20 protein-coding genes and 1 pseudogene are annotated in these 19,362 nt (G+C 73.0%); 8 read left to right on the top strand and 13 right to left on the bottom strand.

The window, feature by feature from the left end:
• Positions 1-85 precede the first annotated feature (85 nt).
• Positions 86-979 carry a sulfotransferase gene (locus tag WBK31_RS14275; RefSeq protein WP_364050557.1) on the top strand — a complete coding sequence of 298 codons (894 nt, stop codon included), beginning with the start codon at positions 86-88 and terminating at the stop codon, positions 977-979.
• Here WBK31_RS14275 and WBK31_RS14270 read toward each other — a convergent pair whose 3' ends face one another.
• The 3 genes from WBK31_RS14270 to WBK31_RS14260 are packed head-to-tail and all read right to left on the bottom strand — an operon-like array spanning position 980 to position 3,518.
• Complete coding sequence (locus WBK31_RS14270; protein WP_406675000.1) at positions 980-1,591, bottom strand: class I SAM-dependent methyltransferase; 612 nt, start codon at positions 1,589-1,591, stop codon at positions 980-982.
• Positions 1,588-2,226 (bottom strand): TIGR04282 family arsenosugar biosynthesis glycosyltransferase, encoded by a 639-nt coding sequence (locus WBK31_RS14265; protein WP_406674999.1) that lies wholly within the window; start codon positions 2,224-2,226, stop codon positions 1,588-1,590. Before WBK31_RS14265 ends, WBK31_RS14270 begins: the two co-directional genes overlap by 4 nt.
• Complete coding sequence (locus WBK31_RS14260; RefSeq protein ID WP_364050548.1) at positions 2,223-3,518, bottom strand: glycosyltransferase 87 family protein; 1,296 nt, start codon at positions 3,516-3,518, stop codon at positions 2,223-2,225. The genes WBK31_RS14265 and WBK31_RS14260 overlap by 4 nt, the downstream gene beginning before the upstream one ends.
• A gap of 129 nt (positions 3,519-3,647) precedes the next feature.
• On the opposite strand from WBK31_RS14260, the gene WBK31_RS14255 reads away from it, so the two are divergent.
• Together WBK31_RS14255 and WBK31_RS14250 are read left to right on the top strand one after the other, a co-directional pair.
• Entirely contained in the window at positions 3,648-4,628 is a 981-nt protein-coding gene (locus WBK31_RS14255) for an NAD-dependent epimerase/dehydratase family protein (protein ID WP_364050545.1), read from the top strand.
• The gene (locus tag WBK31_RS14250) at positions 4,625-5,287 is read left to right on the top strand and encodes a glycosyltransferase family 2 protein (RefSeq protein WP_364050542.1); all 663 of its coding nucleotides are present in this window, start codon (positions 4,625-4,627) and stop codon (positions 5,285-5,287) included. Before WBK31_RS14255 ends, WBK31_RS14250 begins: the two co-directional genes overlap by 4 nt.
• A gap of 138 nt (positions 5,288-5,425) precedes the next feature.
• On the opposite strand, the gene WBK31_RS14245 is transcribed toward WBK31_RS14250, so the two are convergent.
• Positions 5,426-6,319, bottom strand: coding sequence for a TIGR03564 family F420-dependent LLM class oxidoreductase (locus WBK31_RS14245; RefSeq protein WP_406674996.1), 894 nt, complete (start codon positions 6,317-6,319; stop codon positions 5,426-5,428).
• A gap of 91 nt (positions 6,320-6,410) precedes the next feature.
• On the opposite strand from WBK31_RS14245, the gene WBK31_RS14240 reads away from it, so the two are divergent.
• Complete coding sequence (locus tag WBK31_RS14240) at positions 6,411-6,956, top strand: helix-turn-helix domain-containing protein (RefSeq protein ID WP_364050536.1); 546 nt, start codon at positions 6,411-6,413, stop codon at positions 6,954-6,956.
• 58 nt (positions 6,957-7,014) lie between these two features.
• Here WBK31_RS14240 and WBK31_RS14235 read toward each other — a convergent pair whose 3' ends face one another.
• Positions 7,015-7,461, bottom strand: coding sequence for an iron chaperone (locus tag WBK31_RS14235; protein ID WP_406674995.1), 447 nt, complete (start codon positions 7,459-7,461; stop codon positions 7,015-7,017).
• Positions 7,462-7,526: 65 nt separating this feature from the next.
• Positions 7,527-7,982, bottom strand: a complete 456-nt coding sequence (locus tag WBK31_RS14230; RefSeq protein ID WP_364050530.1) for a carboxymuconolactone decarboxylase family protein — start codon at positions 7,980-7,982, stop codon at positions 7,527-7,529.
• A 154-nt stretch (positions 7,983-8,136) separates the two neighbouring features.
• On the opposite strand from WBK31_RS14230, the pseudogene WBK31_RS14225 reads away from it, so the two are divergent.
• From WBK31_RS14225 to WBK31_RS14215, 3 genes and pseudogenes are all read left to right on the top strand, one after another.
• Positions 8,137-8,316: pseudogene (locus WBK31_RS14225) on the top strand (helix-turn-helix domain-containing protein); the annotation flags it as partial.
• Positions 8,317-8,381: 65 nt separating this feature from the next.
• Positions 8,382-10,634, top strand: a complete 2,253-nt coding sequence (locus WBK31_RS14220) for an ATP-binding protein (protein WP_406674994.1) — start codon at positions 8,382-8,384, stop codon at positions 10,632-10,634.
• Between the two features lie 96 nt (positions 10,635-10,730).
• A complete protein-coding gene (locus WBK31_RS14215) occupies positions 10,731-11,948 on the top strand; it encodes a cytochrome P450 (RefSeq protein WP_364050524.1) in 1,218 nt (405 codons plus the stop codon).
• 63 nt (positions 11,949-12,011) lie between these two features.
• Here the strand turns inward: WBK31_RS14215 and WBK31_RS14210 are convergent, their stop codons facing one another.
• The 5 genes from WBK31_RS14210 to WBK31_RS14190 form a co-directional block, all read right to left on the bottom strand.
• Positions 12,012-13,325 (bottom strand): cytochrome P450, encoded by a 1,314-nt coding sequence (locus WBK31_RS14210; RefSeq protein ID WP_406674993.1) that lies wholly within the window; start codon positions 13,323-13,325, stop codon positions 12,012-12,014.
• On the bottom strand, positions 13,322-13,930 hold the full coding sequence (locus WBK31_RS14205) for an ATP/GTP-binding protein (RefSeq protein WP_378789198.1): 609 nt from the start codon (positions 13,928-13,930) through the stop codon (positions 13,322-13,324). The genes WBK31_RS14210 and WBK31_RS14205 overlap by 4 nt, the downstream gene beginning before the upstream one ends.
• The gene (locus WBK31_RS14200; RefSeq protein ID WP_378790248.1) at positions 13,911-14,216 is read right to left on the bottom strand and encodes a DUF742 domain-containing protein; all 306 of its coding nucleotides are present in this window, start codon (positions 14,214-14,216) and stop codon (positions 13,911-13,913) included. The genes WBK31_RS14205 and WBK31_RS14200 overlap by 20 nt, the downstream gene beginning before the upstream one ends.
• A gap of 200 nt (positions 14,217-14,416) precedes the next feature.
• Positions 14,417-14,863 carry a roadblock/LC7 domain-containing protein gene (locus tag WBK31_RS14195; RefSeq protein ID WP_364050518.1) on the bottom strand — a complete coding sequence of 149 codons (447 nt, stop codon included), beginning with the start codon at positions 14,861-14,863 and terminating at the stop codon, positions 14,417-14,419.
• Between the two features lie 79 nt (positions 14,864-14,942).
• Positions 14,943-16,520 (bottom strand): ATP-binding protein, encoded by a 1,578-nt coding sequence (locus WBK31_RS14190; RefSeq protein WP_364050515.1) that lies wholly within the window; start codon positions 16,518-16,520, stop codon positions 14,943-14,945.
• Positions 16,521-17,651: 1,131 nt separating this feature from the next.
• Between WBK31_RS14190 and WBK31_RS14185 the strand changes: the two genes are divergently transcribed.
• Complete coding sequence (locus WBK31_RS14185; protein WP_364050512.1) at positions 17,652-18,425, top strand: SigB/SigF/SigG family RNA polymerase sigma factor; 774 nt, start codon at positions 17,652-17,654, stop codon at positions 18,423-18,425.
• A 35-nt stretch (positions 18,426-18,460) separates the two neighbouring features.
• Here WBK31_RS14185 and WBK31_RS14180 read toward each other — a convergent pair whose 3' ends face one another.
• Positions 18,461-18,976, bottom strand: coding sequence for an XdhC family protein (locus tag WBK31_RS14180; RefSeq protein ID WP_364050509.1), 516 nt, complete (start codon positions 18,974-18,976; stop codon positions 18,461-18,463).
• On the bottom strand, positions 18,973-19,260 hold the full coding sequence (locus tag WBK31_RS14175) for a serine hydrolase (RefSeq protein WP_406674992.1): 288 nt from the start codon (positions 19,258-19,260) through the stop codon (positions 18,973-18,975). Before WBK31_RS14175 ends, WBK31_RS14180 begins: the two co-directional genes overlap by 4 nt.
• Positions 19,261-19,362: the final 102 nt, after the last annotated feature.

Genomic DNA, 19,362 nt, shown 5'->3' with positions numbered 1-19,362 from the left:
AGCAAGTCACCGAGCCGCCGTGACCCCTGACAGCCGTCCGCGCGGGCCCAGGGGCCATGGGGGCGGAAGGATCGAAAGTCGCGCCATGGGAGTCGTACACAAAGGGTTCAAACGGCGAGCACGACTTCTCCGCGAGGCGCTACGGCCACCCCGGCAGTTTCCGAGCTCGGAGCAGGGCAACTCCGGGCTCGCCGAGGGGCTGAAGGCGCGGCGGCCCCCGAAGCGCACCCAGATCGTCGACTACAACGTCCCGGCGGTGCCGCGGCTGGTGCGCTCCCCCGTCTTCGTCATCGCCCCCATACGTTCCGGCTCGACGCTGCTGCGCATGCTGCTGAACAGCCACTCGCGTATCCGCGCCCCGCACGAGCTGCACCTGCGCACCATCGAAGTGGCGCTGACGCCCGGCTTCTCCGAGGCGTCCATGCAGGAGCTGGAGCTGGACAAGGTGGAGCTGGAGCACGTCCTGTGGGACCGCATCCTGCACCTGGAGCTGCTGCGCAGCGGCAAGGACATCATCGTCGACAAGACGCCGGGCAACGTCTTCATCTGGGAGCGGCTGCGGTACGTCTGGCCGGAGGCGAAGTTCCTGTTCATGCTGCGCCACCCGGAGGGCGTGGTCTCCTCGCTGCAGAAGCGCAAGGACAACACCGCCACCCGGGAGTCGCTGGAGGCGACCGCGCTGAAGTACTTCAAGCCGCTGGAGCGGGCCCGCAACGAGATCGGCGGCCTGAGCGTGCGCTATGAGGAGCTGACCGCGCGGCCCGAGGCGGTCACCCGGGAGATCTGCGCGTACCTGGGCGTGGAGTGGGAGCCGGGCATGCTCGACTACGGCAAGCACTACCAGGGGCAGTTCGTGCCGAACCTGGGCGACCGCAGCGACACCATCAAGTCGGGACGCATCCAGGCCGCCCGCACGTTCGAGGACGTCACGCTGCCGCCCAAGCTCGCCAAGTACGCCGCCGCCTGGGGCTACCAGTAGTCAGTACACGCGGGCCAGCCAGCGGCCGTGCGCCGTCCAGCACTCGGCGCCGGCGAAGCCGGCGGCCAGCGCGATCCGGCGCACGTCGTTGGCCGAGACCGTGGCCCAGCCGAACCACTCACCCGCCCGCGCGCCCCGGCGCAGCCTGAGCCGGTCCACCCTGCTGCGGGTGCCGGGCGGTGCGACCTCGGCCAGGATCGTGCCGCCCGGCCGCAGCAACTGCCTGATCCGGTGCAGCAGCGCCTCGGGGTTGCCGCCGATGCCGATGTTGCCATCGGCCAGCAGCGCGGTCGCCCATCTGCCGCTGCCGGGCACCTCGTCGAAGATGTCGCGCAGCAGCGCGAACCCGCCCGCCCGCCGGGTCAGCGCGACCGCGCGCGGTGTGATGTCGATGCCGAGCGCGCGGATGCCGCGCCTGGTCAGCTCGGCGGTGCGCCGGCCGGGCCCGGAGCCCACGTCCAGGGTGGGGCTGGCGCAGCGGCTCAGCAGCTCCTCGTCGCCGTCGATGAGCCGGAACCAGCGGGCGGCCTCCAGCGGCACGACGGTGCCGTCCACGTACTCGATCTCGGCCGTCTCACCGGCGAGCGCCTCGGCGTACAGGTCTCCGATCATCGGCCCAGCTCCCGCAGCTTGGCCGCGAAGCCGGAGCCCGGCGCGGCGTCGGCCACGGCGGCGGCGTCCGCGGCGGTGTCGACGTCGATCAGCTCGGGCAGCCAGCGCACGCTGAGCCCGGCGCGGTCGAGCCGGTCGAGCTGGTGCTTGCCGGTCTCCGGATGCGACATGGGCACGCCGAGCAGCAGCGACGGGGCGGGGCGGCGCAGGCCGAGCAGCCAGAAGCCGCCGTCGGCGGCCGGGCCGTACACCGCGTCGTCGTCCTCTAACGCCAGTGCCGCCTCGCGCAGCAGCTCCGGCGTGACCTGCGGGGTGTCCATGCCGATGAGCACGATCGGCCCCGGCCGCAGCCGGTGGGCGTCGGTGAACGCGGCGGCGAGGCGCTCGTCCAGCCCGGCACCGCGCTGCGGGATCACCACGACGTCCGGCGGCAGCCAGCGTCCCGGCAGCCCGTCGAGCGCCAGGACCGGCCGGGCGGCCACCGCGGACGCGGCGCGCAGGCTGTCGCACAGCGCGGCCTCGGCCAGCGCCGCGGCCTCCTCCTGGCTGAACGGCGGCGTCAGCCGGGTCTTCACCTTCCCCGGCAGCGGCTCCTTGGCGATGATCACGATCTGCGGCTCGTTCAGGGTACTCATTCCTTCGCTGAGATCCCGGCCATGACCGGCCGCCGGGCGAGCGGCACGGCGGCCACGGCCAGCGCGGACGCGGTGTAGAAGACGGTGGCGAGGACGCCGGGCCCGGCCGGGCCGTCCACGTAGGCGATGGCGCCGGCCAGCGCCGTGCCCAGCCACTCCGGGCGGCCCGCCATCGCGGCCAGGGCGACCACGAGCAGCGCGTACCAGGAGTAGCCGGGGGTGAGCAGCAGCAGGAACGCGCCGCTCACCACCAGCGCGCCGTCCCAGGGCCGGCGGGCGTCGCCATGACGCAGGACGAGGACGGCGACGAGCGCCAGCAGCGCGATCGCCGCGTACGGCGCCCACGAGTCCGGCAGCAGCAGGCGGAGCACGGCGTAGCGGTTGCCGTCGGCGGCCTCCTCGTAGCGCTCCTCCTTGAGGTAGCCCGGCAGGTAGCCGATCACGGAGGGGCCGGAGGCCAGCACGTACGGCACGTACGACAGCGCCACCACCGCCACGGCGGGACCGAGCGTGGCCACGATCCGGCGCGGGCGCAGGTCGCCCGCCAGCGCGCCGGGCAGCGCCGTGACGGGCAGGAGCTTGGCCGCGACGGCGGCGCCGAGCAGCGCGCCGCGCCCCCGTACGACGGTGAAGGCCAGCACCACGAGCAGCACGCCCAGCATGTCGACGTGCGCGTTGTTGACCGCCTCCACCGGCACGGCCGGGCACCACGCCCAGTAGACGGCCTTGCGCGGCCCGGCGACCCGGCACAGCACGAGCAGCGCCGCCACGGCCAGCAGGAAACCGGCCACCTGCAGCGGCTTGAGCCCCGCGTCCTCCGGCGACAGCCAGTGGACGAGCAGGAAGTAGCCCTGTGCGAGCGGCGGGTAGATCGTCGGCACGGTGGGCCGGTTGATGCGCGTGCAGCCGCCGTCGGGCAGCGGGTACAGCCCGGTGCAGTCCTGCGGGAACAGCCAGGGGTCGCGCACCCCGGCCAGCGCCGGATCGGACGGCGGGTAGGCGTACGGGGAGATGCCCGCGGCCTGCACCTGGCCGTCCCAGACGTAGCGGTAGGCGTCGGTGCTGCTGCTCGGCGGCGCGGTCAGACCGGTGGCGGCCAGCACGATCCCGCCCGCGACGACCAGCGGGCCGAGCCGGCTCTCCGGCAGCCGCCGCGCCGCGAGCACGGCGGCGGCGAACAGCGCCCACGCGGCCAGGTACCACCCGAGGCGGGGCGGCCCCGAGACGGTCACGACCAGGACGGCCGCCAGGGCGGCGAGCGCCGCGCCGGATGCGAAGAGGGTTCGGCTCACGGGGCGCAGCCTGGCATCCCGCGACGGCTCGCGGGGCCCGGCGGCGGGGGTTGTTCGGGGTCCGTAAGAACCCTTACGAACCCCTTACGCGCGGTCGCGCGGCGGTGGCGGACGGCTAGCGTCGGCGGCGTGAGAGTCATGGTCACCGGCTCGGCCGGTTTCATCGGCCGGCACGTCGTGGACGGCCTGCGGGACGCCGGGCACGACGTCGTCGGCCTGGACATCAGTGACGGCGTGGACGTGCGCGACCCGGATGCCCTGGACGCGCTGCTGCCCGGCGTCGAGGTGGTGGTGCATCAGGCGGCCAAGGTCGGGCTCGGCGTGGACGTCTCCGACCTGCCCGACTACGCCTCGGTCAACGTGTACGGCACGGCCGTGCTGCTCGCCGCCATGGCCAGGCACGACGTGCGGCGGCTGGTGCTGGCGTCCTCGATGGTGATCTACGGCGAGGGCCGCTACGCCTGCGCCGAGCACGGCGACGTCCGGCCGGGCCCGCGCGCCGTGGCGGACCTGGAGCGCGGCAGGTTCGACCCGCCGTGCCCGCACTGCGGCGAGCCGCTGGCCTGGGCGGAGGTCGGGGAGGACACGCCGCCCGACCCGCGCAACGCCTACGCCACCACCAAGCTCGCCCAGGAGCACCTGGCCGCCAACTGGGCCAGGGAGACCGGCGGCAGCGCGGCGGCGCTCAGGTACCACAACGTCTACGGGCCGCACATGCCGCTCGACACCCCGTACGCGGGCGTCGCCGCGATCTTCCGCTCGGAGCTGCGGGCGGGACGGCCGCCGCAGGTGTTCGAGGACGGCCGCCAGCGGCGCGACTTCGTCCACGTACGCGACGTGGCCAGGGCGAACCTCGCCGCTGTGACCGCCGAAGTCCCGGCCGGCACGCTGCGCGCCTGGAACATCGCCTCCGGCAGCCCGCACACCGTGGGCGAGATGGCCTCCGCACTCGCCGCCGAACGGGGCGGGCCGCAGCCGCAGGTCACCGGCCGCTACCGGCTGGGCGACGTGCGCCACATCGTGGCCTCGCCCGCGCGGGCCGCCGCCGAGCTCGGCTTCCGCGCCGAGATCGGGTTCGACGCCGGTATGAAGGAGTTCGCCAGGTCATGACCGTCGATGTGATCCTGCCGTGCCTGAACGAGGAGGCCGCGCTGGCCTGGGTGCTGGAGCGCATGCCCGGCGGCTACCGGCCGATCGTGGTGGACAACGGCTCCACCGACCGCTCGCCGCAGATCGCCGCCGAGCTGGGCGCCGAGGTGGTGCGCGAGCCCGTACGCGGCTTCGGCTCGGCCTGCCACGCCGGGCTGCTCGCCGCGTCCGCCGAGGTGGTGTGCTTCATGGACGCCGACGCCTCGCTCGACCCCGGCCAGCTCCACCGGGTCGCCGCGCCGGTCCTCGGCGGCGAGTCGGACCTGGTGCTCGGGCGGCGGGTGCCGGGCGCGGCCGGCGCCTGGCCCGTGCACGCCCGGCTGGGCAACGCGGTGCTGGCTGGCATCCTGCGCCGGCACACCGGCGCTCCCCTCCACGACCTCGGCCCGATGCGGGCGGCCAGGCGTGCGGCGCTGCTCTCGCTCGGCCTGGCCGACCGCCGCTTCGGCTATCCCCTGGAGATGGTGCTGCGCGCGGCGGCGGCCGGTTGGCGGATCGGCGAGGTGGAGGTGGACTACCTGCCGCGCAAGGGCCGCTCCAAGGTGACCGGCACGCTGCGCGGCACGCTCAACGCCATCGCCGACATGCGCCGCGTCATGGCCGAGGTCCGCGCCGGCTGAGCCTGCCCGCCCGCGCTCCGGCCGGTCACCTGGCGGTGCGCGCCGGCTCAGGGGTGTGCGGGGCGGCCACCTCCCAGGTGCCGTGCCGGCGGACGCCGGGTACTGCCATGAGGCGAGCCTACGTCCGCGCGGACGGGGTCAGCGGCTGAAGTACGCGAGCGTGCGGGCCTGCTCCTCCGCGCTGCCCAGCGGGCTGATCACCAGGTCGGTGACCCCGGCCGCCTCGAACCTGGCGATCTCCTTCTCGACGGTGCTCTCGTCTCCGGCGACGAGCAGCTCGTGCACGCCGGACAGGCCCTGCCGGTCGAGCACCGCGCGATAGGCGGCGAACTCGCCGGCGAAGCCCATCTGCGCCTGGAGCTCGCCGCGCACCCTGTCGGGGTCGGACGTGAGGCACACCATGACGGAGGTGACGATGCGGGGTGCGGGCCGTCCCGCGGCCTCGGCGGCGGCGGTGATGCGCGGCGCGATGTAGTCGGCGATGAACGGCGCGCCCGTCCAGGTGGTCATCGTGCCGTCGGCCAGCTCGCCGGCGATGCGCAGCATCACGGGGCCGAGCGCCGACAGCAGCACGGGCGGCGCGACCGCGCCCGGCGGGGTGAGCTGACCCTTCACCGAGAGCGTCTCGCCCTGGTAGTCGACGGGCTCGCCGCGCAGCAGCGGCCGCAGGGCGGTGAGGTAGTCGCGTACGTGCACGGCGGGGCGCTCGTACGGCACGCCGTACAGGTCCTCCACGAGGTGCTTGTGGCTGGGGCCCAGGCCGAGGGTGAAGGTGCCGCCGCTGATGGCGTTCGCGGCGAGTGCCTGCTCGGCCAGCGCGTACGGGTGCCTGGCGTAGGTGTGGGCGACGGCGGTGCCCACCTCCATGCCGGGGTTCAGCCGTCCGGCCAGGGCGGCCACGCTGATCGCGTCGAGCGAGGCGAACTGGTTGAAGAACGCGCTGTCGAACCCGGCTTCGCGGGCCGCGCGCACCTGCTCCAGCAGGGTGTCCAGGTCCGAGCCTCCGGTCAGCAGGGCGATGCCCAGTTTCATGCCGAGCTCCTTAAAATGAAGTGGAAATTCCGGTTCCGCTTGGGATGCTACACTAACCGGAATGCGATATTCACGTTGAGGAGCGAAAGGCATGATGCGGGCCGATGCGCGGCGCAACCGCGAGCGCATCCTGATGACGGCGCTCGAGCTGTTCACCGAGCGCGGGCCCGGCGTCTCGATGGAGGAGATCGCCCAAGGGGCCGGTGTGGGCGTCGGCACCCTCTACCGCCACTTCCCCGATCGCCGCGCCATGGTGGAGGAGCTGGCGGAGGTGACGCTCGAGGGCCTGCGCGGCCGCATCCGGGCCCGGCTCGACGAGCGGCGGGGGACGTACTGGGACGTGCTGCTCGACGTCGTGCGCTACTGCGCCTGGCAGCCGCTGGCGCTGATCACCTCGCTCGCCGGGCCGGCGCCGCCGCCCCCTGCCTGCGTCAAGCTCAGGGACGAGGTCGGCGAGCTGATGCTGGAGATCGTCGCGGGGGCGCAGCAGGAGGGCTCGCTGCGCCGTGACCTCTCTCCCGAGCAGGTGCTGGACGTGGTGAGCGCCGTGATCCGCCGCCCCGCGGCCCGCTTCGACGACCCGCTCACCACGGTCGTGCTGGACGGCCTGCGCGCCTCGGCCCGCCGGGGGGCGTGACCGCCCGGAGAGCGGCTCCCGGCGTGCCGGGAGCCGTCGCCGCTCCGGAACCGGCCGTTCAGCCCGCCGCGCGGCGGACGATCTCGGCGATGCGCTTCTCGGTCTCGGCGTCCAGCTCGGTCAGCGCGTACGCGGTCGGCCACATGACGCCGTCGTCGAGGCTCGCCGCGTCGTTGAAGCCGAGCGTCGAGTACCGGGTCTTGAACTTCGACGAGGGCTGGAAGAAGCAGACGACCTTGCCGTCCTTGGCGTAGGCGGGCTGGCCGTACCAGAGTTTGGGGGTCAGGTGCGGCGCGTTCTCCTTGACGATGGCGTGGACGCGCTCGGCTAGCCGCCGGTCGCCCTCGGGGAACTCGGCGATCTTGGCGAGCACGTCGGCCTCGCCGTCGGCCTTGCTCTTCGCGCCGCGCCGCGCCGCCTTCTTCAGCTCCTGCGCGTGCTCCTTCATCGCCGCACGCTCTTCCTCGGTGAAGCCCTCGTAGCTCGTGGTGCTCTTGGCAGCCATGGGATGTGGTCCTTTCTGCGGCGTATCTACGGCGTATCTATAGGTGTGGGGGAAAGTATGGGGTTTCAGCCCCACGCGCCGGCGATCTGGCGAGTGGTGGCGTTGACGCGGTTGAACAGGTTCGTGAGGCCGACCATGAGGATGATCGCGGCGAGCTGCTTCTCGTCGAAGTAGGTGGCGGCGCGGTCCCAGATCTCGTCGCTCACGGCGCCGGGACGGTCGGCGAGCCGGGTGGCCGCCTCGGCGAGCGCCAGCGCCGCCCGCTCCTCGTCGGTGAAGTACGGCGCCTCCCGCCAGGCGGCGACAGTGGCCAGCCGCTCCTCGTCCACCCCGGCCTTACGCGCGCTCTTCACTCCGGCGTCGACACAGGAGCTGCAGCCGTTGATCTGGCTGGCCCGCAGGTGCACCAGCTCCAGCGTGCTCTGGTCAACGCCGCCGCTGTGCACCGCCTTGAACAGCTGCTGGATGCCGTCCGTCGCGCCGGGAAGGACGAAGGCGGGGTTCTTCATTCGTGCCTGCATCGATGGTTCCTCTCCAGGTGTCCGCCGGCCCCGTCGGCCGGGCGTGACTCCATCACAGCCGTCCCGGCGCGCCGGCACGATGCCCGTGGGACACCGTGGGACACCCGCGACGCCGCTGGCCTGCGGAGATCCGGTTCGATAGATTTGCCGCGCAATGGGACACAAAGGCGGAGAAACGGTGCACCAGCGGACTACAGCGGACCCTCGCGACGAGCTGGCCACCCGGCTCCGGCTGATCCAGGAGCTGTCCGGGCGCAGCGTGCGCGCGCTCGCCCGCGACGCGGGGCTCAGCTCCTCGTCGCTGTCGCGCTATCTCACCGGCCGGTCGGTGGCGCCCTGGCCGGCCGTGGTCGAGCTGTGCCGTCAGGTCAAGCGCGACCCGCGCCAGCTCCGTCCGCTGTGGGAACGCGCCAACAGCCCGCTGCCCGCACCGCCGAAGGCCACCCGCCAGGTGCAGCCGCCCGCGCCGCCCGCCGGCGCCCCCACCCGCCGCGCAACGACCTGCCGCGCGACGTACCGGACTTCACCGGACGGCAGGCCGAGCTCGAAGCCGTGCTCGATGCCGTGGCGAGCAGCCGGGTGGTCTCCATCGACGGCATGGCGGGCGTCGGCAAGACCTGTCTGGCGGTGCACGCCGCGCACCGGCTCGCCGCCGACTACCCCGATGCGCAGCTCTACATCGACCTGCACGGCTTCACCGAAGGCCGCGAGCCGCTCGGCCCCGACCCCGCGCTGCGCACGCTGCTCTCCGCGCTCGGCACGCCGTCGGAGAAGATCCCGCAGGAGGGCGGCATCGAGCCGCTGGCCGCCTGCTGGCGGGCCGAGCTGGCCGGGCGGCGGGCCGTCGTGGTGCTCGACAACGCCGCGAACGCCGAGCAGGTACGCCCGCTGCTGCCCGGCGCGGGCCCGTCCGTCGCGCTGATCACCAGCCGCAACCGCCTGATCGGCCTGGAGGAGGTGCCACCGGTCTCGCTGGACGTGCTGAGCCCCGAGGAGAGCGCCGCGCTGCTGGCCCGCGCCAGCGGCGAACCGGACGGCCGGGAAGGCAGGCTCGCCCAGGACCCGGAGTCGGCGGCCGAGGTGCTGCGGATGTGCGGGCACCTGCCGCTCGCGCTGCGGCTGGCCGGGGCCCGGCTGCGGCACCGGCCGGGCTGGACCGTGGGCGTGCTCGCCGAGCGCCTGGCGGAGGGCGGCAGCGAGTTCGACACCGCGCTCGCGATGTCCGTACGCCAGCTCGACCGGGCCCAGCGCCGCCTGTTCCGGCTGCTCGGCCTGCTGTCCGGGTCGTCCTTCGACGAGTACGTGGCCGCCGCCCTGGCCGGCCTGCCGCTGCGCGACGCGCGGGCGATGCTGGAGGACCTGCTGGACGCCCATCTCGTCCAGCAGCCCGCCGCCGGCCGCTACACGCTGCACGACCTGGTGCACCAGCACGCGCGCCGGGCCTGCGAGGAGCAGGACTCCCCCGCCGAGCGGGACCAGGCGCTGCGCCGGCTGCTCGGCTACTACGTGCACGCCGCGGCCGCCGCCGACGCGGCCATGCCGCACCCGTCGGGCAGCCGCCCGCCCACCGCGGGCCCGGCCCCGTCCGCGCTGCCCCGCTTCGCCGGCAAGCACGCCGCCCTGGCCTGGTTCACCGCCGAGTACGCCAACCTCATGGGGGCGTTCGAGCTGGCGATCGCGCTCGGGGCCGACGTCCACGCCTGCGAGCTGCCGCGTTTCATGCGGACGTACTTCGCCCGCCGCTGCGGCACCACGCACCTCAACGCGCTGTTCGAGCGGGCGGTCGAGGCGGCCGAACGGCTCGGCGATCCGTGGCGGCTCGCCGAGGCGCACAGCGACCTGGGCTTCGCCCGCTACAACGCGGGCCGGATGGCGGAGGCGGCGGCCGCGTACGAGACGGCCGCGCCCCTGGTGGCGAAGACCGGCGACCTGCGCTCCCAGGCCGACCTGCTGATGCGCCGCGGCTACCTGAGCTGGGAGGACGGCAGGGGCGACGCGCCGCTCGACCTGTTCCGGCAGGCGCGCGAGCTGTACGAGCGGGCCGGCTGCCGGGAGGGCGCCGCCCACGCCACCGCGTACGAGGCGTGGGCGATGCTCCAGCTCGGCCGGCGGGAGGAGGCCGCCGAGCTGGCCCGCGAGGTGCTGGCGATCGACTACGACGACCCCGCCTGGCCGGCCGGGCTCACCGCGCTCATCACGCTCGGTATGGCGCTGGCCGACGAGCAGCCGGACGAGGCCGCCGCGCACCTGCGCCGCGCGCTCGACCTGGCGCGCGGCGACGGGCACCGGCACAACGAGGCGTGGTGCCTCAACTGCCTGGGCGTGGCGCTGCGCAGGATGGGCCGCCACGAGGAGGCGCTGGCCAGTCACCGGCAGGCGTTCACGCTGCTGGACGAGCTGTTCGAGGAGCAGTGGAAGGTGCACTTCCTCGACGCGTACGGCGAGACCTGCCGCCAGGCCGGGCTGACCGGCGAGGCGCTGCGGCTGCACCGCCAGGCGCTCGACCTGGCCACCAGGATGGGACACCGGCACAAGGAGGCGCTGGCCCACGAGGGCATCGCGGCCGTGCTTGAGGCCACCGACCCGGCCGCCGCGGCCGAGCATCGCGCCGCCGGGCAGGCGATCCGGCAGGACCTCGAGCTGGGCGCCTGACTCCCGCCCAGCTCAGGGACTATGGATCGTACGGATGTGGCGACTTAGGGTGAAGTCGGGCCTTCCGGTAAAACGACCGCGTAGCGAGGGAGCGTCATGACCGCGCCTGGCAACACGCCCGACATCCTCTCCCCGGAGTTCATGGCCGATCCGTACTCCGCCTACCGCGTCCTGCGGAACGAGGCGCCACTGCTGTGGCACGAGGGCACTCAGAGCTACATCATCTCGCGGTACGAGGACGTCGAGCGTGCCTTCAAGGACGAGGTGTTCACCACCGCCAACTACGACTGGCAGCTGGAGCCCGTGCACGGGCGCACGTTCCTGCAGATGAGCGGGCGCGAGCACGCCGTGCGCCGGGCGCTGGTGGTGCCCGCGTTCCGCGGCGCGGAGCTGCGGCGCACCTTCATGCCGGTCATCGAGCGCAACAGCCGCGAGCTCATCGACGGCTTCCGGCACGACGGCGAAGCCGACCTGGTGGCGCAGTTCGCCACCCGCTTCCCCATCAACGTCATCGTCGACATGCTCGGCCTCGACAAGGCCGACCACGACCGCTTCCACGCCTGGTACACCTCGATCATCGCCTTCCTCGGCAACCTCAGCCAGGACCCCGAGGTCACCGAGCGGGGGCTGCGCACGCGCGAGGAGTTCGCCGCGTACATGATCCCCATTGTGCGGCGGCGGCGCGCCGAGTTAGGCGACGACCTGCTGTCCACGCTGTGCCGGGCGGAGATCGACGGCACCCGGATGAGCGATGAGGACATCAAGGCGTTCTGCAGCCTGCTGCTGACCGCCGGCGGGGAGACCACCGACAAGGGGATCGCCAGCCTGTTCACGAACCTGCTGCGCCACCCCGACCAGCTCGACGCCGTACGCCGCGACCGCGGCCTGATCGCGCGCGCGTTCGCCGAGACCCTGCGCTACACCCCGCCGGTGCACATGATCATGCGGCAGCCGGCCCAGGACGTGAAGCTGAGCGGTGGCGTGGTGCCAGCGGGCAGCACGGTCACGTGCCTGATCGGCGCGGCCAACCGCGACGAGGAGCGCTACGCCGACCCCGACACGTTCGACATCTTCCGCTCGGAGCTGGAGGAGTCGACCGCGTTCTCGGCGGCGGCCACGCACCTGGCGTTCGCGCTGGGCCGGCACTTCTGCGTGGGCGCGCTGCTGGCCAAGACCGAGGTCGAGGTGGCGACCAACCAGCTCCTCGACGCCATGCCGGACCTGCGGCTCGCCGACGGGGCCGAGGTGGTCGAACAGGGCGTCTTCACCCGGGGACCGGCCTCGCTGCCGGTGCGCTTCACCCCGGTGGCCTGACCGCTTCCCCGCCGGGCGGCGACTTCGATGCGCCACGCCGCCCGGCCGGCGTTCTCTGCGGTTCTATGCGCCGCGCCGCCCGGCCGCCGCGGGCATGAGCGGCAGGGTGGGCGTGAACACCACCGGCAGCCCGTACAGGCCGCGCATCCACACCGACGGCCGCCACCGCAGGTCCTTCGGCGCGACCGCGAGCGTCACGTCGGGCAGCCGGTCGAGCAGCACCTCCACGGCCGTCCGCGCGATGATCTCGGCCAGCTCGGGCGCGGGGAACGGGCAGCCGTGCTCGCCGTGCCCGAACGACATGTGCGCCCGGTTGGTGCTGGAGTCGCTGTGGGTGCCCGGCTGGACGTTCGGGTCGTTGTTGGCCGCGGAGAAGCCCAGCACCAGCAGGTCGCCCTTGCGGATGCGGCGCCCGCCGAGGTGGCAGTCCTGCACGGCCCAGCGGCCGATGAAGTTCTGTGTGGGGGTGTCCTTCCACAGCACTTCGTTGAGCGCCTGCGCGGCGCTGCTGCGGCCGCCCTGCAGCGTGACCGAGAAGCCGTCGTCGACCAGCATCAGGCGCAGGGTGTTGCCGATCCAGTTGCTGGTGGGCGCCTGAGCGGCGGCCATCACCACCAGCAGGTCGATGATGATCTCGTCGTCGGTCAGCCTGGCCGGGTGGGCGAGCAGCGCCGACGGCACGTCGTTGCCGGGGCGGGCGTGCTTGTCGGCGACGAGCTGCGCCATCCTGGCGTGCAGCCGCTGGTGCGCGGAGACGGCGTTGTCGCCGACGTCGAGCGAGTCGAACACGTCCTGCACGAGGGCGGGGATGTCGCCTTCCGGCAGGCCGTACAGGCGGGCCACGATGCGGGCGGGGATCTGGTAGGCGTACTGGGTGATCAGGTCGGCGCGGCCGTCGCCGGCGAAGGCGTCGATGAGCCGGTCGGCGACCTGCTCGCAGGTGGCGATCAGGTCGATGCGGTTGACGGCGTCGAGCGCGTCGCCGATGGCGCCGGCCCGGCGCTGGTGCTCGCCGCCCTCGGCGTACATGACCGAGGGGGTCCAGCCGACGTACGGCATGAGCGGCCAGTCGGCCGGCAGCCGGTCGTAGATGTTCCAGCGGCGGCAGTCGCGGCCGAACCACTGCGGGTTGGCCGTGATGTGGTGCACCTCCCGGTAGCCCAGCACGAACCAGGCGGGCATGTCGCCGTCGAGCAGCACGGGCACGACGCTGCCCCGCTGGCGTAGCTGCTGGTAGAGCGTGCCGGGGTCCTCGGCGATGGCCGGCCCGTACAGCCGCACGGCGTCGGCGTGCTCGGGGTAGCCGGCGGCGAGCACGGGGTCGGCTCCGTGTCCGCTGGACGGGTGACGCTCGGAGGCGGAGGAAAGGTCGGTCACGGCGTGCTCTTTCTCGACGATGGGCTATGCAGGCACAACAGGTGCCGGACGAGGGTGATCAGGACGTTCTTGCAGGATTCCCGGTCGCGGGCGTCGCAGTCGAGCAGCGGCACCTCGGCGGGCAGCGTCAGCGCGTCGCGGATGCGGTCGAGCCCGGGGCCCGGCCCGAACCGGTTGACGGCCACCACGAACGGCGCGCGGTGGGCCTCCAGACGGTCGATGGAGTACCAGGAGTCCTCCAGGCGGCGGGTGTCGGCCAGCACGACCGCGCCGAGGCTGCCGCTGAACAGCTGGTCCCACAGGAACCAGAAGCGCTGCTGGCCGGGCGCGCCGAACAGGTAGAGCACCCGGTGGGCGTCCAGCGTGATGCGGCCGAAGTCGAAGGCCACGGTGGTGGAGCGCTTGCCGGCCACCCGGCTGATGTCGTCGATGCCGGCCGCGGCCTGCGTCATGATCTCCTCGGTGCTCAGCGGCCTGATCTCGCTGACGGCGCCGACCATGGTGGTCTTGCCCACGCCGAACCCGCCGACGATCACGATCTTGAACGCGTCGGTGGCGGTGGCCGGCAGCGACGTGCCGGCCTCGTCAAAGGTTGCGGAGTCCAATGAGCACCTGCTCCAGGGTTGCGATGTCGGGGACTTGGGTCCGCGTGGCGACCGGGTGGCGGGCGGTGATGCGGCCGCTGTCCAGCAGGTCGCACAGCAGGATCTTCACCACGCTGACCGGCAGGCCGAGCCGGGCGGAGATCTCCACCACGGCCACCGGGCGCCGGGCCATGCGCAGGATCTTCACGTGCTCCGACTGCATCCCCGGCCGTGGGTCGGCCTCGGCGACGATGAGGGTGACCGTGTCGAACGCGGCGGAGCCGGCGTGCGCGCGGCCGCCGGTGATGGTGTAGAGCCGGTCGGGGTTCTCCCTGTCGAGCGCACGCCCGCGCTCGGCGCGTCCGGCGGGGCCCGGGGGGCGGCGCTGGTAGGGCACCGCACCCTCGTGCTCGGAGACCCTGCCCTGATACGGAACCCCGGCCTCGTGCTCGGAGACCCGGCGCTGGTACGGGCCGGGGCCGCCGGGCTCGGGCGCGCGGCGCTCGGTCATGGGTGCCCGCCCCTATGCACGGGCTCGTGCACGGGCTCGCGCGGCGGGGCGGTGAGCAGCCGCCCGATCTGTTCCACCACCTCGTTCATGTTGTGCGCGACGACGCCGACGTCGGCGTCCTCGCTCGCCACCACCGCGAGGTGCGCGCCCTCACCGGCCGGCACCACGACCAGCATGCCGCCGCCGAACTCCAGCAGCGCCTGCCCGAACCCGCTGCGGTCGCCGAACTCGCCCGAGGCGGCGAGGCCGAGGCTCTGGATGCCGGCGGCGATGGCGGCGAGCTGGTCGGCCTGGTCGGGGTGGAGGCCGGGCGCGCCGGACATGGCCAGCCCGTCGCGCGACAGCACCAGCACGTGCCTGATCCCCGGGGTGTTGTCACGCAGGTCGCCGAGGAACCAGCCGAGGTCGCGCTCGGCGGCACTCAAGGAATTGCTCGAGCTCATAGGTGCGACGGGGCTCGCGGGCGTGCCCCTTGCCTCCCATCGGTGATCGCGGCTGCGGAAAGAGGTGTCGGTCATCGCGTCACGTAAGGTCGTCGTCCGCCGTCGAGGTGCGCTGCCTGCGGAAGGCGGCCAGCCGGTTCGCGGCGGCCTGCGGGTCGCGGACCCGCGCCGGCGGCTGGGCGGGCAGCGGCTGCGCGGCGGCGAGCGTGCCTCCGCGCGGCCGTTTCGGCAGGTATGCGTCCGGCCCGTCGGTGGAGGGCGGCGGGGCCGCGTGGCGGGCGACCGGCGCCGGGTCCTCGGCGCGCTCGGCTGGGCGTGCCGCCTGCTCGTCCTCGACCGGCGGGTAGACGACGAGCTGGCGGGGGATCAGGACGACCACGCCGATGCCGCCCCTGGCGGACGGCCGGAAGCTGACCGTGAGGCCGTACTTGCCGGCCAGGCGGCCCACCACGGCCAGGCCGAGCCGGGTGCCCGACAGCGTGGTCAGGTCGAGCGGGCGGCTGATCAGGCTTTCGGCCAGGCGGCGCTCGCGGGTGCGCATGCCGAGGCCGCTGTCCTCGATGGTGACCACCACGCCCGCGTCCTCTTCCTCGACGTAAACGTGCACGGCGGTGCCGGGCGGCGAGAACTTGGCGGCGTTGTCGATCAGCTCGGCGAGCGCGTGGATGACGCCTTCCGCGGCGTAGCCGACGACGGCGGCGGTGCCGGTGGAGTGGAGCTGGACGCGGCGGAAGGCGCCGATGCGACCGGCCGCGCCGCGCAGCACGCTCTCCATGGGGATGGGCTTGGTCCAGCGGCGTCCCGAACGCCCGCCGCTCAGCAGCGCGATGTTGTCGGCCAGGCGGCCCATCTGGGAGATGCGGTGGTCCATCTCCAGCAGGTGGGCGAAGACGGCCTCGTTGTCGCCGTACTCGTCCTCCAGCTCGCGCAGCCTGCCGAGCAGGCTCGTCACCTGCGCCTGGATGCGGGCGGCGGCCTCGGCGCAGGAGGCCATCGCGGCGGCGCCCTGGCGGTTGCCCTCCTCCAGCTCGCGGGCGATCTCCTCCCATAGCCGTTGCACGGCCTTCTGGCTGGGCTGCAGCTCGTCGGGCAGCGTGGGCTCGCCCACGCCCTTGCCCGCGTGGAGCCGGGCGAGCAGGGCGGGCAGCTGCTCGTCGGCCAGCCTGCCCAGCTCGGTCTCCATGGCGGTGCAGGCGGCCACGGCGGCGGCCCGCCGCTGCCGCTCGCCCTCCACGGTCTGCGCCAGCGACTGCACCAGCGCCTGCGTGGCCGGGTGCGACGGCTGGCCCAGCTCGGCGAGCACGCCGGGGACGGTGGCGCCGTTCCTGATGCGGTGGCCGAGCGCGGGCAGGATCTCGTGCGTCAGGCGCTTCAGCTCTTCCTGCAGCAAGCTTGTGGAGGCGTCGGTACGGCGCAGCCGCTCGCGCACCTCCCGGGCGTTCGTCGAGCAATAGGCGGCGACGGCCACGGCGATCGAGAACAGCGCGACCGCGCCGCCGCTGCCCACCCCGACCAGCGTCTTTCCTTCCGCGGGGATCCGGGTGATGAGCCATCCGCAGGCGGCGCTGGAAATGAGCGCGGCACCCAGAAAGAACAGCAGGGCGCGCCCCATGGGCGAGGTCTGGAACCGCGGGCGTTTGGAGGCGTGTACTGACATCGATCAGGTCCTCGTGGGGTGATGACGGCCAGGCACCGCAGGCGCATCAACCTGCCGATGCGGGAGACGGCAAGCAGTTTCGTGGTGTCCCGTGCGGTACTGTCCGCACGGGATCAGGTACAAACCGTAGCATCCCTGCAAATGCCTTGGACCCCTTAACGGCATTTCTTCATCGCCAATCCCAGAGAATGCGCTATCGACGAATATCATTCACGTTTTCCGCTATTCCGGGCGATCACGGCAGGCCCTAGTGAATGTTTCTCGCATTCCGCAGGGGAGGCGCTGGAGGGTGGGCAATTTCGGATATTACGGCATTTTTCACCACGATCCTTCACCTCTTGGAGAAAATCTTGTCAATACAGAGGCGTGGCTGGTGTGAGCCTTGGTACTTCAGGGAACGTCACTGGGCGGCGCCGTCCCCGCGCTCACGCACGGGAAGGGGACGGCGCCAACAACCTCCCTCCGGCCCCGCCCGCAGCCTCCCGCTCACACCTCCGGCTCCGCCCCGCGCCCTCCGGCATCGCTCGCACCCTCCGGCATCGCCTCCACCCACTCCGGTGCCCCACCGCCTCCCGCGCCCCGCCGCCGGCCGCTGTGCCGCGCCCTCCCACCGCCCTCGCGGCCGTCCGCCACCGCGCTTCCTCGCCGCGAAGCCCGGTGCGGACACCCCCACGATCACCGGTAGCGCCGACGCGCTCCAACGCCAGCGCCTACCGCGTCGGCGCCTCGCGCCCCGCCGCCGGCAGCCGTGTGGCGTCCCCCGTCGCCGTCGCACTGACCTCACCCGCGCCTCCGGGCCACCTCGCGACCGGCCTCACCCGCGCCTCCGGGCCACCTCGCGGCCGGCCCCACCCGCCTCCGGGCCACCTCGCGACCGGCCCCACCCGCCTCCGGGCCACCTCGCAGGCGCCCTCACCGCCCCTCGAGGCCGTCCGGTGCCCGCGAGCGGGTTCTGACCGGGGAATCTTCAGCCGTGACCTTTTCGTTACCTTATTTCAGTGTTTAAGTGCGTTTAGCGGGCATGGTTGATCTCGAAGTCCAGCAGAGGGCTTCGTCCCACGCGAATCAAGCGTGCCTCTGCCTGGGCTTTTTGTGTTTCAGGCGGGGCCGCAGCACCTTCTGGAGCAGCAGATGCCCGTCCTGACCCCCGCACTTGAGCAGTTCACCGCCGAAGAGCTTCTCTCCGAGCTGGCCGACCCCCAGATCTCCGAACTGCACGCCGTCCGCATCCGCGAGCGCCTGGTCGAGATGCACGAGGGACTGGTCGGCGAGGTCACCCGCCGCTACCGCTACCGCGGTGAGCCGATGGAGGACCTGCGCCAGGCCGCGTACGTGGGCCTGATGAAGGCCGTCAACGGTTACGACCCCGAGCTCGGCCACGAGTTCAGGGGCTACGCCATGATCACCATGATGGGCGAGGTGAAGCGCCACTTCCGGGACCGTACGTGGGCGATCCGGGTGCCGCGGGTCTACCAGGAACGGCGGATCGAGATGAACAAGGCCACCGCCGAGCTGACCCAGTCCCTCGGCCACTCGCCGACCGTGGCGGACCTGGCCGCGAAGATGGGCATCTCGGAGGAGGAGGTGCTGCTCGCGCTGGAGGCGTCCACCGCCTACAGCACGCTGTCGCTGGACGCCCCGGTCAACAACGGCGACGACGACGCGGCCGAGCTGAGCGACTTCCTGCCCGCGCAGGACGAGTCGCTCAACACCCTGCTCGACCGGCACTCGGTCAAGCCGCTCATCGACGCCCTGCCAGCGCGCGAGAAGAACATCCTGCTCATGCGCTTCTACGGCAACATGACGCAGTCGGAGATCGCCAAGGAGTTCGGCATCTCGCAGATGCACGTCTCCCGCATCCTGCGGGCCGTGCTGACCAAGCTGCGCACGGCCCTGTCGGAGTGAGACGCGCCCGGGCGGAGGCCCCGTACCGGGAATGTCTAGAACGCGAAGCCGCCCGGGCGGCCGTTGCGGTCGGCGATCAGCCCGGCGACGGTCGCCAGGGCGATCTCGGCGGGGGTGCGCGAGCCGATGTTGAGCCCGATCGGCCGGTGCACCCGGGCGATCTCCTCCGGCGCGACTCCCAGCTCGGTCAGCGCGCGTACGTGCGGGCCCTCGTGGCGCGGGCTGCCCATGATGCCGATCCAGCGCGCGGGGGACTTGAGCAGGTCGCGCAGCACCGGCCCGATCTCCTCGCGGTGGTGGTCGGTGAGCACGACGTCGCAGGTGCCGTCGATGACGTCGTCCAGCCGGGTGACCGCGGGCCGTCCGCCGGTGTGCCGGGCCGGGTCGGGGTCGAAGAGCACCGTACGGAAGCCCAGCTCGTCGCCGAAGCGCAGCAGGTGCTCGGCCACCGGGGAGACGAAGACGGCGACCAGCGTCCGCCCGTCGTCCTCGGCGGGGCTCGCGCCGTGAGCGACCTCGCAGGCCGGATCCTCAACGTGGTTGTGCGTCATACCGGCAGTCTGACACGGGCCGCCCCGCCCCCCTCGGCGCAGGCGGCCGCGTAGCGGGCCAGGCAGTCGTCGCCGCGGCCGGTGTCGAGCGTGAAGTCGCCGGCGATGCCGCTGGTGTGGGTGAGCAGCTGCCCCATCGTCACGCTGCGCGTCACCTGCGGGTCGGCGACGGCGAAGCCGGGCAGCACGTCCGCCACCCGGGTGCCGACCTCCAGCAGCCCGGCGTCGGCGAGCTGCGGGTCGCCCGGGTCGCGGTGCAGGAGGATGCCGATCAGCAGGCGCACGGGCAGCCCGGCCGGGGTAATGGACGGCCGGATTCGGTCATCGGGTCGGGGCGCCGGTCCGGGTATGTGATCGGGGTGACCTCCCCCGGGCCGGAAGGCAGG

This window comes from Nonomuraea sp. N2-4H (genome assembly GCF_045291505.1).
GTDB classification, from domain to species: Bacteria; Actinomycetota; Actinomycetes; order Streptosporangiales; family Streptosporangiaceae; genus Nonomuraea; species Nonomuraea fastidiosa.
This window is presented reverse-complemented; position numbering and strand designations above follow the sequence as displayed.

Bases quoted from the DNA above. Each gene is read 5' to 3' on its own strand.
- WBK31_RS14275 (WP_364050557.1), top strand. From the start codon at position 86: ATGGGAGTCGTACACAAAGGGTTCAAACGGCGAGCACGACTTCTCCGC.
- WBK31_RS14270 (WP_406675000.1), bottom strand. From the start codon at position 1,591: ATGATCGGAGACCTGTACGCCGAGGCGCTCGCCGGTGAGACGGCCGAG.
- WBK31_RS14265 (WP_406674999.1), bottom strand. From the start codon at position 2,226: ATGAGTACCCTGAACGAGCCGCAGATCGTGATCATCGCCAAGGAGCCG.
- WBK31_RS14250 (WP_364050542.1), top strand. From the start codon at position 4,625: ATGACCGTCGATGTGATCCTGCCGTGCCTGAACGAGGAGGCCGCGCTG.
- WBK31_RS14245 (WP_406674996.1), bottom strand. From the start codon at position 6,319: ATGAAACTGGGCATCGCCCTGCTGACCGGAGGCTCGGACCTGGACACC.
- WBK31_RS14240 (WP_364050536.1), top strand. From the start codon at position 6,411: ATGATGCGGGCCGATGCGCGGCGCAACCGCGAGCGCATCCTGATGACG.
- WBK31_RS14235 (WP_406674995.1), bottom strand. From the start codon at position 7,461: ATGGCTGCCAAGAGCACCACGAGCTACGAGGGCTTCACCGAGGAAGAG.
- WBK31_RS14230 (WP_364050530.1), bottom strand. From the start codon at position 7,982: ATGCAGGCACGAATGAAGAACCCCGCCTTCGTCCTTCCCGGCGCGACG.
- WBK31_RS14215 (WP_364050524.1), top strand. From the start codon at position 10,731: ATGACCGCGCCTGGCAACACGCCCGACATCCTCTCCCCGGAGTTCATG.
- WBK31_RS14195 (WP_364050518.1), bottom strand. From the start codon at position 14,863: ATGAGCTCGAGCAATTCCTTGAGTGCCGCCGAGCGCGACCTCGGCTGG.
- WBK31_RS14190 (WP_364050515.1), bottom strand. From the start codon at position 16,520: ATGTCAGTACACGCCTCCAAACGCCCGCGGTTCCAGACCTCGCCCATG.
- WBK31_RS14185 (WP_364050512.1), top strand. From the start codon at position 17,652: ATGCCCGTCCTGACCCCCGCACTTGAGCAGTTCACCGCCGAAGAGCTT.
- WBK31_RS14180 (WP_364050509.1), bottom strand. From the start codon at position 18,976: ATGACGCACAACCACGTTGAGGATCCGGCCTGCGAGGTCGCTCACGGC.